Raw genomic sequence first — 14,016 nt, 5'->3', positions numbered from 1 at the left:
CTTTGAACATTCGTTTGAACAGTCGAACACCAGGGGTGGGTGTGACCCAGAGGCACCGCAGGGACCGTAAGAAGAAACGACTCTTGTACGGCGCGGCGGCGGCCGTCGTGGCGACCGCCACGCTCGGCACCCTCGCGGTCGCCTCTCCGGGCCTGCTCGGCGCGGCGGGCGACGGCACGGCTGCCGGTGAGGTTTCCCTCCAGTCGCAGTTCGCAAACGCGGCGCGCGAGTTCGACGTGCCGCAGAACGTGCTGATGGCGGTGTCGTACCAGCAGACGCGCTGGGAGTCGCACGACGGCGAGCCGAGCACGACCGGCGCCTACAACGTCATGGGTCTGACGAAGGTCGACCCGGGGGACGTGCCGCAGAAGGTCACCGACGAGCAGATCGACCACTTCAACGGCTCCGGCCGGCCGGAGATCGAGAAGACCTTCGACCGGGCGAAGGTCCGGCAGATCCTGGAGAAGGCGCTCGTCGACACCGACGACCCCCGGCTCCACACCCTGGACAAGGCCGCCGAGCTGATCGACAGCTCCACCGAGGCCGTCCAGAACGACACCGCCGCCTCCATCCGGGCCGGCGCGGCACTGCTGGCCGAGTACCAGAAGCAGGCCGGCGCGGACCTGTCCGACGAGGCGGGCGACTGGTACCCGGCCGTGGCCCGCTACAGCCAGTCCCCCGAGAAGAAGGGCGCCGACCTCTTCGCGAAGCGCGTCTTCGAGTCGATCCAGGAGGGCGAGCGGGCGGTCACCCTCGACGGCGAGCAGGTCGCCCTGCCGGCCGACCCCTCGGTCGAGCCGGTCAAGCCGTCGAACGTGCCGCTCGCGGCGACCTTCGCGAGCACCGCGGCGGCCGCCGCGGTCCCCGAGTGCCCCGCGGGCCTGACCTGCGACGTCAAGCTGACGGTCCCGTCCTCCACGGGCAAGAAGAACTACACCGCGGCCGACCGCCCCGACCAGGGCCTGGACATCCGCCAGATCGTCATCCACGACACCGAGGGCGGCTACGACGGCTCCCTCAAGGTGCTGACCGACCCGAACGGCGGCGGCAGCGCGCACTACCTGATCCGGGCCGCTGACGGCCTGGTCACCCAGATGCTCGAGAACAAGAACCTCGCGTGGCACGCGGGCAACTGGACCCACAACATGCACGCCATCGGCGTGGAGCACGAGGGCTACGCCATCAAGGAGGGGAGCTGGTACACCGAGCAGCAGTACCGCTCCTCCGCCGAACTGGTGAAGTTCCTGGCGAACAAGTACGGCGTGCCGATCGACCGCGAGCACATCATCGGCCACGACGAGGTGGCGCTCCAGACCGACGCCGGCCTGGCCAACCTCCACTGGGACGCCGGCCCGTACTGGGACTGGAACTACTACATGTCCCTGCTGGGCGCCCCGCAGGGCGACAGGGGCGCGGGCGGCCTGCTCCGGGCCGGCCAGGTGGTCCGCGTGGTGCCGCCGTTCACCACGGCCAACCAGCCGAAGCTGACCGTCGGCGGCACGGCCGTCTCGGCGCGCCCGGCCAACTTCGGCTACCTGTACCTGACGCCGTCGACCGCCGGGACGCCGCTCAAGGACCCGTACTTCACCTCGGGCGCCACCGAGGGCTCGAACTACGGCAACAAGGTCCGCGCCGGCGGCACGTACGTGGTGGCCGAGGTCAGGACCGACTGGACGGCGATCTGGTACGCCGGGCAGAAGGCCTGGTTCTACAACCCCGGCGGGCAGTACACCGCTCCGGTCAGCGGCGCGACGACCGTGAAGGTCGCCTCGGGCCTCACCGCGGCCAAGGTCTTCGGCCGCTCCTTCCCGGAGACCGCCGCCTACACCGCGGCCGGTCTGGCCGCCCCGGGTGACGAGAACGCCTCCCTGACGAAGTTCTCGTTCGCCGCGGGCCAGTCCTACGTGAAGGCCGGCCCGGCGGTGAAGGGCGACGACTGGTTCGGCTCCGCCCAGAAGAACGTCGTCGGCACCACGCTGTTCGTGCCGATCCGCTTCCACCACAAGATCGTCTGGGTGAAGCAGAGCGAGATCGCGGAGGCCCCCGGCGCCGCCCCCGTCTCCACGACCGACCGCTACAACCTCATCGCCCGCGACGCCTCGGGCGTCCTCTGGCAGTACCAGGGCACCGGCAGCGGCACCGCGCCGTTCCTCACGCGCTACCGGGTGGGCCCGGGGTGGCAGGAGTACGACGCCGTCACGCCCATGACCGCGCTCCGCGCGGACGGCACCGGGGACATGGTCGCCCGCGGCAAGGACGGGGTCCTCTGGTACTACAAGGGCACCGGCAAGCCCTCCGCCCCCTTCGCCGGACGGCTCCGGGTCGGCGCAGGCTGGAACGTCTACGACAAGCTCCTCGGCGCGCGCGACATGAACGCCGACGGGCGGCCCGACCTGATCGCCCGCGACAAGACCGGCGTCCTGTGGCTGTACACGAACACCGGCGCCAGCCCCAACCCCTTCGCCACCCGCGTCCGGGTCGGCGGCGGCTGGAACGTCTACAACGAGCTGATCAGCACCGGTGACATGACCGGTGACGGCAGGCCGGACCTGATCGCCCGCGACAAGACCGGCGTGCTGTGGCTGTACAAGAACACGGGCGGCTCGCCGAACCCGTACGCCACCCGCGCGAAGGTCGGCGGCGGCTGGAACGCCTACGACGTCATGGTCGGCCCGAGCGACCTCGACCGTGACGGCAGGCCGGACCTGATCGCCCGGGACACCACCGGCGTCCTGTGGTTCTACAAGAACACGAACGGCTACCCGAACCCGTACGCCCCGCGCGTCTCGGTCGGCGGCGGCTGGAAGACCTACAACCTGATCGTCTGATCGGAGGGTCTCGCCCACGGGGCCCGGTCCGCGCCGTCCACGGTGCGGACCGGGCCCCGTTCCCGTGTCCGGCTGGGTTACAGTGCTCGCATGTACGCCTCCCAGATCCAGAACTGGTGGTGGACCGCTCATCCGGCGGCCCACTGACTGCGCGTACACCGAAAGACACGCGAAGGCCGCCCGAGGGGCGGCCTTTCTCGTACCCGGGGCCGTTCCTCTCCGCACTCCCTCCGGAAGGAACCCGCCCATGGACCTCTCCCGTCTCCTCGACCCCGCCGGTCCGCCCTTCGCCCTGCTGCGCCGCCGCACCCCCGGCCGCGACCACGACACCGTCGAGGTGCTGACCGGCCGGGTCCACGAGGCCGAGCGCCTCGCGGAGCTGCCGGTCGGTCCGCTGCCCGCCCTCGCCCTGGTGCCGTTCCGGCAGATCCGCGAGCGCGGCTTCGACGTCCGCGACGACGGCACCCCGCTCTCCGTCCTGGTCGCCGACGAGGTGCACGAGCTGCCGCTCGCCGAGGCCCTGCACCTGCTGCCCGCGCACGACGTGGCCGTCGAGGGCGGCGCGTTCGACGTCTCCGACGAGGAGTACGCGGAGATCGTGCGGCGGGTGATCGACGACGAGATCGGCTCGGGCGAGGGCGCGAACTTCGTCATCAGGCGGACGTATACCGGGGAGATCCCGAGTTTCGGGCGGGCCGACGCGCTCGCCCTGTTCCGGCGGCTGCTGACGGGCGAGCGGGGCGCGTACTGGACCTTCGTCGTGCACACCGGCGACCGGACGCTGGTCGGCGCGAGCCCCGAGGTGCACGTGCGGATGTCGGGGGGCACGGTCGTCATGAACCCGATCAGCGGCACGTACCGCTACCCGGCGGGGGCCGCCCCCACCGCCGAGGGCCTGCTCGCCTTCCTCGCCGACCGCAAGGAGACCGAGGAGCTGTCGATGGTGGTCGACGAGGAGCTCAAGATGATGTGCACGGTCGGGGACATGGGCGGGGTGGTGATCGGACCCCGGCTGAAGGAGATGGCCCATCTCGCGCACACGGAGTACGAACTGCGGGGACGCTCCAGCCTGGACGTGCGGGAGGTGCTGCGGGAGACGATGTTCGCGGCGACCGTGACGGGCTCGCCGGTGCAGAACGCGTGCCGGGTGATCGAGCGGTACGAGCCCGCTGGGCGGGACGGGGTCGGCCGCGGCTACTACGCGGGCGCGCTCGCCCTGCTCGGTACGGACGCGAGCGGGGCGCAGACGCTGGACTCGCCCATCCTCATCCGCACCGCCGACATCGACGCGGACGGCGGGCTGCGGGTGCCCGTCGGGGCGACCCTGGTCCGGCACTCGGACCCGGCCGGCGAGGTGGCCGAGACGCACGCCAAGGCGGCCGGGGTGCTGACCGCGCTCGGTGTGCGGGAGGGCAGGCCCGGCGGCGGCGCGGCGGACCGGGCGCCCGCGCGGCTCGCCGACGACCCCCGGGTCCGGGCCGCCCTGGACGCGCGCCGGGCGGACCTCGCGCCGTTCTGGCTGAAGATGCAGGCGCGGTCCGCGGAGCTCTCGGGCCACGCGCTGGTGATCGACGCCGAGGACACGTTCACGGCGATGCTGGCGCACGTCCTGCGCTCCTCGGGCCTCGACGTGTCGGTGCTGCGCTACGACGAGCCGGGGCTGCGGGAGCTGGCGCTGGCCCACGAGGGTCCGGTGGTCCTCGGCCCCGGTCCCGGGAACCCCGCGGACGCCGCCGACCCCAAGATGCGGTTCCTCCGGGCGCTGACGGCCGAGCTGGTGCGGGAGCACCGGCACGGTCTGCTGGGCGTCTGCCTCGGGCACGAGCTGATCGCGGCCGAGCTGGGTCTGGAGATCGTCCGCAAGCGGACCCCGTTCCAGGGGGCGCAGCTGCGGATCGACCTGTTCGGGCAGCGGCGGACCGTCGGCTTCTACAACAGCTTCACCGCCCGCTGCGACGACCGGACGGCGACCGAGCTGGCCCTGCACCGGATCGAGGTGAGCCGGGACGCGGTGACGGGCGAGGTGCACGCGCTGCGCGGCCCGGGTTTCGCGGGGGTGCAGTTCCATCCGGAGTCGGTGCTGACGACGGAGGGCGCGGCGCTCACCGCCTCCCTGCTCGCCGGGGTACTGGTCTGAGGGGGCGGGTGGCGACCGCCTAGGCGGTCCTCGGGACCAGGACGTTCTCGCCGCGCTGGCCGGCGGTGTAGTCGAGGACGTTCTGGACCGTGGTGTCGATGATCTGCCCGACGGCGTCCTCGGTGTAGTAGGCCTGGTGCGAGGTGACCACCACGTTCGGGAAGGTGACCAGGCGGGCCAGGGTGTCGTCCTCGACGATCTCCAGGGACTTGTCGAGGAAGAAGAGCCCGGCCTCCGCCTCGTAGACGTCGAGGCCCACGCCCGCGAAGCGGCCGGCCCGCAGCTCGGTGACGAGCGCGTCGGTGTCGACGAGTCCGCCGCGGCTGGAGTTCACCAGGATCGCGTCGTCCTTCATGGTCCTGAGCGCGGCCGCGTCGATGATGCGGCGGGTGGTCGGCAGCAGTGGGACGTGCAGGCTGACCAGGTCGGCCTCGGCCAGGAGCCGGTCCTTCTCGACGTACTTCATGCCGAGGGCGACGCACGCGGGGTTCTCGGCGACGTCCCAGCCGAGCAGGTTCATGCCGAAGCCGTGGGCGATGCGGGTGAAGGCCTCGCCGATCTTGCCGGTGCCGAGGACGCCGACCGTGCGGCCCCGCAGGTCGCGGCCCATGAGTCCGTCGAGGCGGAAGTCGAAGTCGCGGGTCCGGTTGGAGGCGCGGACGATCCGGCGGTTGACGGCCATGGCGAGGGTCCAGGCGAACTCGGCGACGGAGTACGGCGAGTAGTACGAGACCCGGGCGACGGTGAGGCCGAGGCGTTCGGCTACCTCCAGGTCGATGTTGTTGAAGCCCGTGGAGCGCTGGGCGATCATCTGCGTGCCGCCGGCGGCGAGGGTCTGCAGGACGCGGTGGTCCAGGCTGGCGTTGACGCTGGTGGAGATGATCTCGTAGCCGGCCGCGATGGGGGCGGTGTCCTCGCTGAGGAAGACGCTCAGGCAGCGGACGTCGTGGTGGCCCTCGAAGGCCTTCTCGATGAGGGGCTTCTCGTCCGCCTGCACACCGAATGCCAGGATTTCCACGGTATTCCCCTCATCGACGGTGATGGGCCGGATACGCGCACTCCTCGCGAATATACGGCCCGCCCCGCCGCCCTGCCCGGCGTCCCCGGGACGCCGGGCGGGCCGTCCGCCGGCTCAGGCGTCGTCGAGGCCGCGCTCGATGGCGTACCGGACGAGTTCCACCCGGTTGTGCAGCTGGAGCTTGCCGAGGGTGTTCTGGACGTGGTTCTGCACCGTGCGGTGCGAGATCACCAGGCGCTCGGCGATCTGCTTGTAGCTGAGGCCCTTGGCGACGAGCCGGAGGACCTCCGTCTCGCGCTCCGTGAGCTGCGGGGCCTTCGGCTCGTCGGTTCCGGCGGTGGGGGCGGGCTCGGTGGCGAGCCTGCGGTACTCGCCGAGGACCAGTCCGGCGAGGCCGGGGGTGAAGACGGGGTCGCCGGCGGCCGTCCGCCGGACGGCGTCGATCAGCTCCTCGGTGCTCGCCGACTTGAGCAGGTAGCCGGTGGCGCCGGACTTCACCGCCTCCAGGACGTCCGCGTGCTCGCCGCTGGCCGAGAGGACCAGGACCCGCAGGCCGGGGCGGCCGCCGACGAGTTCCTTGCAGACCTGGACGCCCGGCTTCACCGGGAGGTTCAGGTCCAGGACGAGGACGTCGGGCGCGGCCGCGAGGGCGCGGCGCACCGCCTGCTCGCCGTCGCCGGCCGTGGCGACCACGTCGAGGCCGGCCTCGGCCAGGTCGCGGGCGACCGCGTCCCGCCACATCGGGTGGTCGTCGACGACCATCACCTTGATCCGCTGCTGCTCGCTCATCTTCCTTGTCCTGCCTTCCCCCGGGGAACCTTCAACTCGACTTCCGTGCCCTGTCCGGGGACCGAGATCAGCTCGGCCGTGCCGCCCAGATCCCGCAGTCTCCCCCGGATGGAGAGGGCGACGCCCATCCGGCCCTCCCCCTCCGCCTGGGCGAGGCGGCCCTCCGGGATGCCGGGGCCGTCGTCCCGGACGGTGACGATCACCTCGTCGGGCCAGTCCTCAACGAGGATCCAGGCCCGGGCCCCGCTCCCGGCGTGCACCCGCACATTGTCCAGGGCGGCGCCGACGGCGGCGGCCAGCTCGCGGGCGGCGGGCGGCGCCAGCAGCACGGGCGCCCCGGGCTCGGAGAGGGTGACCTTCGCCCCGGCGCGGGGGGCGAGCAGCAGCCGCAGGTCGACGGGACCGTCGTCGTGCTCCTCGTCCTCGTCGACGACCCGGACGACGGCTCCCTCGGACTCGTCCTCGGAGACCAGGCTGGGCCGGTTGAGGCCGCCGGCCACGAGGGTCCGCAGGGCCACCTCCTGCTCCCCGGCCATCCGGCCGAGGTCGGCGGCCTCCCCGCCGAGGGCGGTGCCGCGGCGCTGCACCATCGCGAGGACCTGGAGGACGCCGTCGTGGATGTCCCGGGCGAGCCGCTCCCGTTCGCGGGTGGCGGCCTCGATCTCCAGGGCGCGGGCGAGGGTCCGCTCGGAGGCGCGGGCGACCTCGACGACGTAGCCGATGGCGATGGAGGCCACCCAGACGAGGAGGACGTTGTGGAGGGTGTCCCGGCTGGGGTGGCCGCGCTCGACGAGGTTGGCGACGGCGACCAGCGACGAGGCGACTCCGGCCCACCGCCAGCCGCCCTTGATGGCGTACGCGAGGACCGATCCGGCGGTCCATATCGTCGGCAGCGTGGAGTGGTCGACGGACTGGGCCTGGGCGTCGGCGAGCGGGGTGAGGAGGATGCCGACGAGGGCGACGGTCAGGTCGGCGACGAGGAAGCGCTTGGTGCAGCTGGCCGCGTTCGCCACCTTGGGGAGGGTCGCGAGCGTCCAGACGCACAGGAACGCCAGATAGAGGAGGGCCACCCAGGGCCGCTCGTACCGCTCGCGCCCGAAGGCGAACAGCAGGACCGCGTAGACCATGGTCAGGACGCGGTAGCCGGTCAGCGCCCGCCACAGCGGCTGCTCGACCGACATGCGCACGACACGCTCGCGCTTGGCCATCTCCCCCACCCCCGGACGTCCCCGAGGGGACGCCTTCCCGCCGGACGCCTACGCGCCGGACTCTTCCCGAGCGGCGATCTCGGCCTTCACGGCCTCCTTGGCCGCCTTCTCCGCGTCCGCGATCTGCCGCTTGGCGGCGGTCGCGTAGATGTCGACGTACTCCTGGCCGGACAGCTTCATGATCTCGTACATGACCTCGTCGGTCACCGAGCGGAGGATGAAGCGGTCCCCCTCCATGCCCTGGTACCGGGTGAAGTCCAGCGGCTTGCCGATCCGGATGCCCGGGCGCATCAGCTTGGGGACGACCTTGCCGGGCGGCTGGATCTTCTCGGTGTCGATCATGGCGACCGGGATCACCGGCGCGCCGGTGGCCAGGGCCACGCGCGCGAGGCCGCCGGGCTTGCCCCGGTAGAGGCGGCCGTCGGGCGAGCGGGTGCCCTCCGGGTAGATCCCGAAGAGGCCGCCGTTCTCGATGACCTCGATGCCGGCCTTGATCGCCGCCTCGCCCGCGCCGCGCGCGCCCGAGCGGTCCACCGGGAGCTGGCCGACGCCCTTGAAGAAGGCGGCGGTGAGCTTGCCCTTCACGCCCGGCGAGGTGAAGTACTCCGCCTTGGCGATGAAGGTGACCTTCCGGTCGAGCACCGCGGGCAGGAAGAAGGAGTCGGAGAACGACAGGTGGTTGCTCGCCAGGATCGCGGGCCCGTCGGCGGGGATGTTCTCCAGACCCTCCACCCAGGGCCGGAAGGCGAGCTTCAGGGACCCTCCGAGGGAGAACTTCATTGCGCCGTAGATCAACTCGCCATGCCTTCCGTGTGCCGTGGCGACGACTTTATCCCGTACCGGCGTACGGCCCCCGCTACGGCCCTGGTCGGTGTCGGTCCGGTCGCGTACCGTGAAGGTCCTTCCCCATCTTTCCGTCGCCTCGGCGCACCCAGGGCGCACCCGAAGGCGGACGCGAAGCCGAGCGAACAGGAGACCCCCGGTGCCGGTCCTTCCCGGAGCCGAGCCGTACCGCCATGAAGGCGGAGAGGTCGGCGTCCTTCTCTGTCACGGATTCACCGGTTCCCCGCAGTCGCTGCGCCCGTGGGCCGAGTTCCTGGCCGCACGCGGTCTGACGGTGTCCCTTCCGCTGCTGCCCGGCCACGGCACCCGCTGGCAGGACATGCAGCTCACCACCTGGCACGACTGGTACGCCGAGGTCGACCGGGCGCTGGGCGAGCTCCTGGAGCGGTGCGCGACGGTCTTCGTGTTCGGCCTCTCCATGGGCGGGGCGCTGACCCTGCGGCTCGCCGCGCGGCACGGGGACGCCGTGAAGGGCATCGTCCTGGTGAACCCGGGCAACAAGGTGCACGGCCTGGCGGCGTACGCCCTGCCGGTCGCCCGCCATCTGGTCCCGTCGACCAGGGGCATCGCGAGCGACATCGCCAAGGAGGGCGTCACCGAGCTGGGCTACGACCGGGTGCCGCTGCACGCGGCGCACTCCCTGCGGCGCTTCTTCCAGACCGTGGACGCGGAGCTTCCGCAGGTCACGCAGCCGGTGCTGCTGCTCCACAGCCCGCAGGACCACGTCGTGCCGCCCGTCGACTCGGCCCGGATCCTGTCCCGGATCTCCTCGACGGACGTCCGGGAGGTCCTGCTGGAACAGAGCTACCACGTGGCGACGTTGGACCATGACGCGGAGCGCGTCTTCGACGAGAGCCTGGCCTTCGTCGAGCGGCTCGCGCCGGGTCTCGTGGACGAGAAGGGGAGCAGGAGCGGTGGCTGAGGAGCAGGACGGCGCCGGGCGGGAGCCGCAGCCCGTCGACGAGGAGGCGGCGTGGGCCGCGATCGTCGCGGGGTACGGCGAGGAGCCCGCCGACCCGCCCGGGGCGAAGCCGTTCCGGACCGTCGAGAACCTGTCGCTCCCCGAGCCGGAGGGCGACGGCGAGGGTGACGGCGAGGTCCGGCCGGTGCGTCCGGCGCCGGCGGCCGGGAAGGGCACGCCGTGGAAGCCGAGGCCGGCGCCCGGCGGCGCGGCGCCCGAGGGCTCCGAGGAGCCCGGGGCGGAGGAGGAGCCGGAGGCGGGGCCCGAGCGGCCCGCGCTCGGCAGCTCCGTGGTCTTCGCGCCCGGCGTGCGCCCCGCGGGCCCGCGCGACTACTCCCCCGCCGAGCCGGACGAGGCGTCCGGCGACTCCGACGAGGGCCACTTCGTGCCGCCGGAGCCGCCTCCGCTGCCCGAGACGGACGCGACGACCAGGTTCGCCTGGCTGGCCGTGGTCGGCGGCCCGGTGCTGATGCTGGTCGCGGTCCTGCTGGGCTGGGACATGACGTGGTGGCTGACCACGCTGTGCATCGGCGGCTTCCTCGGCGGCTTCGCGACGCTGGTGGGCCGGATGAAGCACGACGACGAGGACGACGGTTTCGACGACCCGGGCCGCGGCGCGGTCGTCTGACCGTCCCGGCACCGGACCCGTGCGCCGGCCGGTGGCCTGCGGCCCCGGCCGGAGTCGGTGCCGCCCTCAGGGGCCCGCGGGCACCCGCACCGCCGCCAGGACGGGCAGGTGGTCGGTGGCGGCCCGCAGGTCCGCGGGGTCGAGGTCGGTCGGCACCCCGCAGCCGAGGAACTCGACGCCGGGGGTGGCGAGGATCGCGTCGATCCGCTGGTGCGGATCGGCGGGGGTCGAGGTGTACGCGCCTCCCCAGGGACTGGTCTCCCAGCCGTCCCGGAGCTCGTTCGCCAGCCGCCGGAAGGCGGGGCCTTCGGGCCGTTCGTTCAGGTCGCCGCCGACCAGGGTGTGCGGGGTGCCCAGGGCGGCGACCCGGTCGAGGACCATGCCCGCCTGGGCGTACCGCTCGTCCTTGCGCAGGCTGAGATGGCAGCTGATGAGGCCGACCCGGGCCCGGGCGAAGCGGACGACGGCGGTCGCCAGGCCGCGCCGGTGCAGGCCCGGTGTGAGCGGCAGCAGGACGTCCTCGGTGCGTTCCACGGTGGCCCGCAGGGAGCAGAGCAGCATCGGCCCGGCCGCGGTGGCGCCGCCGCTCAGCATCACGAGCTCGCTCTTGGCGGCGAGCCGGGCCGCGTGTTTGCGCCAGCGGAAGAAGCGCGGCGCCTCCTGGACGAAGACGAGGTCGGGATCGCAGGCCCGGATGACCCGGGCGAGAGCGTCCTCGTCGTCGCGCATCGAGCGCACGTTGTAGCTGAGGACCCGGAGGACGGCCGAACCGTCCTCCTCGGTGCGGGAGTTGGGCAGCTCACTGATCGCCATGACAGGTAACGTACGACAACCGCCCGCCGTGTCCACGGGGACGCGACGGGCGGTTGTCGGACGAGTGACGGCTCAGCCCTGGCGGGCGAGGTCCGCCGCGCCGACCAGACCGGCCTTGTTGCCGAGCTGGGCCGCGAGGACCTGGGCGTGCGGACGCCACTGGCCGCCGATCAGCCAGCGCCGGAAGGACTTGCGGATCGGGTCGAGGACGAGGTCGCCCTCGTCCGAGACGCCGCCGCCGACGATGAACGCCGAGGGGTCGAACAGCGAGGCGAGGTCCGCGAGGCCGGCGCCGGCCCAGCGGGCCAGTTCGCGGAAGGAGTCGACGGCGACCGGGTCGCCGGCGCGGGCGGCCTGGCTGACGTGCCGGCCCTCGATGCCCTCGGGGGTGCCGTCGCCGAGGCCGAGGAGGACCTGGGCCCGCTCGGGGGTGGCGTTGGCGCGCTGCTTGGCGTAGCGGACGAGCGCGCGCCCGGAGGCGTACTGCTCCCAGCAGCCCTGGCTGCCGCAGCCGCACAGCAGGCCGTCCGGGACGACCCGGATGTGGCCGAACTCGGCGGCCACGCCGAAGCGTCCGCGGCGCAGCTTGTTGCCGATGATGATGCCGCCGCCGAGGCCGGTGCCGAGGGTGATGCAGATGACGTCCTCGTGGCCCTGGCCGGCGCCGAAGCGGTACTCGCCCCAGGCCGCCGCGTTGGCGTCGTTCTCGACGACGACGGGCAGGCCGACCCGCTGCTCGACCTTGTCCTTGAGCGGCTCGTGCCGCCAGTCGATGTTCGGCGCGAAGAGGACGGTGGCGCGCTTGTCGTCGACGTAGCCCGCGGCGCCGATGCCGACGGCGTCGATCGTGTGGCCCTTGCCGGCCTCGGACACCGCGGCGCAGATCGCGTCGACGATGCCTTCGGGGGTCGGCGGGGTGGGCACCTTGTGCGTGTCGAGGATGTTGCCCTCCTCGTCGACCACGCCGGCCGCGATCTTCGTGCCGCCGATGTCGACGCCGATGGTGAGTCCCATGTGTCCCTCAGTTTTCGGTCGAGCCCCGCTAAGGCCCACCGTACCCGAGGGGGACGGCCGTCCCGATCAGTCCAGGTCGATGTGCTGGCCGGTTCCCGGCCCCTCGTCGTCCTTGCGGTCGCCGTCGGGCGCCTCCCCGGCGGCGGCCCGGCCGGTGTCCGCGCCGCCGTCCTCGGCCGTCCCGTCGGCGTCCCGGCGCGGGTCGCGCGGGTCGTCGGGGGTCACCTTCCCGTCGCGGGTCCAGCGGGTCTCGTGGGACTCGACGGCGGAGCGGTAGGCGGCGAGCAGTTCGCTGCCCGCGGCGGCGAGGTGGTCGAAGACCTGCGGGTTGCGCTCGATCACGGGCTCGACGGCGGCCTTCGCCTGGTTGACGAGCTGCTGCACGGTCTGCGCGGCCTGGCCCGCGAGCAGCGGGTTCCCCAGTCCTCCGGAGACCTTCTCCGCGACGGCCTCGAAGAGCTTGCGGAACTCGTCGGCGGCGGAGCCGGTGTCCGCGCCGCGCTCCGCCCGGCGTCGGGCCTTCTCCGCCTCCAGGTCCTCGGCGCACGCCCTGGCCCAGGCATCCGAATCGCTCATGGCGCACTCCTCACTGGCTGGTACTTCGACGGTACACGCCCCCTCAGGGGGTACGGGGCCAGAGCCCGGGGTCCGGGGTGAAGCGGACCCGGAGGTCCCCGTCGACGAGTGCCGCGCCGGTGACGGTGCAGCGGCGCAGGGCGGCCGGCAGGGGCACGTTGCGGCGGAAGGCCCCCGCGGTCAGGAGCAGTTCGTCACCCCTGCGGACGAGGGACAGCTCCTGCTTGACCGCCTCGGGGAGGCCGATGTGCCACACCAGGACGCCGTCCTCCTCGCGCCGGTCCTCGACGGACCAGGCCGGTACGGGGTCGGGGAGGTCCGCCGGGCGGCGGGCGGGCGCCAGGAGCACGAGGTCCTCGGGGCCGCGGGGGTCCCGGCCGAGGTGCGGCAGCTCGTCGACCGCGCCGGCGCAGGCGCGCAGTTCCGCGAGGTGCCGGTGCTGCTCGGCGGTGAGTCCGGCGAGCCAGGGGTCCTCGGAGTCGGCGGGCAGCAGCCGGTTGGCGACGACGGAGTCGAGGGGGAGACGCTGCAGCGCGAGTCCGAGCCGGGCGGCGCGCAGGGCTCGGACGGCGGCGGGGCCGGGTTCGAGGACCAGCCGGACGCTGGTGCCGGGCGCCTCGACGACGGCCTGGACGGCGGCCAGCTCGGCCTCCCAGCGGGCGGTGGTCTCGTACAGCCACTGGGCGGGCATCGGGACCCCGGCGAGCTGGGCCAGCATGGGGCGCAGGGCGCGGGCGGCCTGGCGCTCGGCGGGCAGGAGGCGGCGCAGATAGCGGCGGAGCTGCTCGGGGAGGGCGAGCAGGGCGAGGGCCTCGGTGAGCGGCGGGAGGTCGACGACGGCGAGGTCGTGGCCGCCCTCGGCGGCGTCGCGCAGGGCGCGGAGCAGGGCGAAGGGGCGGCTGCCGGGGAGCTCGGTGAGTTCGGCGTCCTCGAAGGGCGCGGCGCCCAGCAGGTCGAGGGCGGCGGAGGAGCGGTCCTGGAGGGTGAGGAACTCGCGGCGGAAGTCGTCGGCCGACCGGGGCCGCAGGAGGCGGAGCCCGTCGTGGTCCGGCAGCGGAGCGGCGTCCTCGGAGACGAGCAGGACGCGGCGGCCGGCGCGCGCCTCGGCGAGGGCGGTGGCGGCGGCGACGGTGGTCCGGCCGGCGCCGCCGAGGCCGGTGACAAGGATGATCCGCATGCGGAGGACGTTACCGGCGCCCCG

Annotated in this window: 13 protein-coding genes; 5 read left to right on the top strand and 8 right to left on the bottom strand. The window is 73.2% G+C overall.

Annotation, left to right across the window (positions count from 1 at the left end; genetic code table 11):
• Nucleotides 1-41: 41 nt before the first annotated feature.
• The 3 genes from ACY0MR_RS26500 to ACY0MR_RS26490 all read left to right on the top strand — a co-directional run bounded on the left by ACY0MR_RS26500 (nt 42) and on the right by ACY0MR_RS26490 (nt 4,965).
• Nucleotides 42-2,828, top strand: coding sequence for an N-acetylmuramoyl-L-alanine amidase (locus tag ACY0MR_RS26500; RefSeq protein WP_473555771.1), 2,787 nt, complete (start codon nt 42-44; stop codon nt 2,826-2,828).
• 90 nt (nt 2,829-2,918) lie between these two features.
• Nucleotides 2,919-2,975, top strand: a complete 57-nt coding sequence (locus tag ACY0MR_RS26495) for a trp operon leader peptide (RefSeq protein ID WP_073917353.1) — start codon at nt 2,919-2,921, stop codon at nt 2,973-2,975.
• 100 nt (nt 2,976-3,075) lie between these two features.
• Nucleotides 3,076-4,965 (top strand): anthranilate synthase family protein, encoded by a 1,890-nt coding sequence (locus tag ACY0MR_RS26490; protein WP_473555769.1) that lies wholly within the window; start codon nt 3,076-3,078, stop codon nt 4,963-4,965.
• 19 nt (nt 4,966-4,984) lie between these two features.
• Here the strand turns inward: ACY0MR_RS26490 and ACY0MR_RS26485 are convergent, their stop codons facing one another.
• The 4 genes from ACY0MR_RS26485 to ACY0MR_RS26470 form a co-directional block, all read right to left on the bottom strand.
• Nucleotides 4,985-5,983 carry a 2-hydroxyacid dehydrogenase gene (locus tag ACY0MR_RS26485; protein ID WP_473555767.1) on the bottom strand — a complete coding sequence of 333 codons (999 nt, stop codon included), beginning with the start codon at nt 5,981-5,983 and terminating at the stop codon, nt 4,985-4,987.
• A 114-nt stretch (nt 5,984-6,097) separates the two neighbouring features.
• A complete protein-coding gene (locus tag ACY0MR_RS26480; protein ID WP_388802175.1) occupies nt 6,098-6,772 on the bottom strand; it encodes a response regulator in 675 nt (224 codons plus the stop codon).
• Nucleotides 6,769-7,980 (bottom strand): MacS family sensor histidine kinase, encoded by a 1,212-nt coding sequence (gene macS / locus ACY0MR_RS26475; protein ID WP_392042389.1) that lies wholly within the window; start codon nt 7,978-7,980, stop codon nt 6,769-6,771. The genes ACY0MR_RS26480 and macS overlap by 4 nt, the downstream gene beginning before the upstream one ends.
• A gap of 48 nt (nt 7,981-8,028) precedes the next feature.
• On the bottom strand, nt 8,029-8,760 hold the full coding sequence (locus ACY0MR_RS26470; protein WP_148004468.1) for a lysophospholipid acyltransferase family protein: 732 nt from the start codon (nt 8,758-8,760) through the stop codon (nt 8,029-8,031).
• A 202-nt stretch (nt 8,761-8,962) separates the two neighbouring features.
• On the opposite strand from ACY0MR_RS26470, the gene ACY0MR_RS26465 reads away from it, so the two are divergent.
• Together ACY0MR_RS26465 and ACY0MR_RS26460 are read left to right on the top strand one after the other, a co-directional pair.
• Entirely contained in the window at nt 8,963-9,745 is a 783-nt protein-coding gene (locus ACY0MR_RS26465; protein ID WP_404079987.1) for an alpha/beta hydrolase, read from the top strand.
• Nucleotides 9,738-10,412, top strand: a complete 675-nt coding sequence (locus tag ACY0MR_RS26460) for a hypothetical protein (protein ID WP_388802166.1) — start codon at nt 9,738-9,740, stop codon at nt 10,410-10,412. The genes ACY0MR_RS26465 and ACY0MR_RS26460 overlap by 8 nt, the downstream gene beginning before the upstream one ends.
• Before the next feature lie 66 nt (nt 10,413-10,478).
• Here the strand turns inward: ACY0MR_RS26460 and ACY0MR_RS26455 are convergent, their stop codons facing one another.
• The 4 genes from ACY0MR_RS26455 to ACY0MR_RS26440 form a co-directional block, all read right to left on the bottom strand.
• Complete coding sequence (locus tag ACY0MR_RS26455) at nt 10,479-11,225, bottom strand: endonuclease/exonuclease/phosphatase family protein (protein ID WP_473555762.1); 747 nt, start codon at nt 11,223-11,225, stop codon at nt 10,479-10,481.
• Nucleotides 11,226-11,297: 72 nt separating this feature from the next.
• A complete protein-coding gene (locus tag ACY0MR_RS26450; protein ID WP_388802160.1) occupies nt 11,298-12,239 on the bottom strand; it encodes an ROK family glucokinase in 942 nt (313 codons plus the stop codon).
• A 66-nt stretch (nt 12,240-12,305) separates the two neighbouring features.
• A complete protein-coding gene (locus tag ACY0MR_RS26445) occupies nt 12,306-12,815 on the bottom strand; it encodes a DUF5304 domain-containing protein (RefSeq protein ID WP_361847877.1) in 510 nt (169 codons plus the stop codon).
• A 43-nt stretch (nt 12,816-12,858) separates the two neighbouring features.
• Nucleotides 12,859-13,992: an ArsA family ATPase gene (locus ACY0MR_RS26440; RefSeq protein WP_473555759.1), complete on the bottom strand. Its 1,134-nt coding sequence runs from the start codon at nt 13,990-13,992 to the stop codon at nt 12,859-12,861.
• Nucleotides 13,993-14,016 lie beyond the last annotated feature (24 nt).

This window comes from Streptomyces sp. JN8 (assembly GCF_055808075.1).
This window is presented reverse-complemented; position numbering and strand designations above follow the sequence as displayed.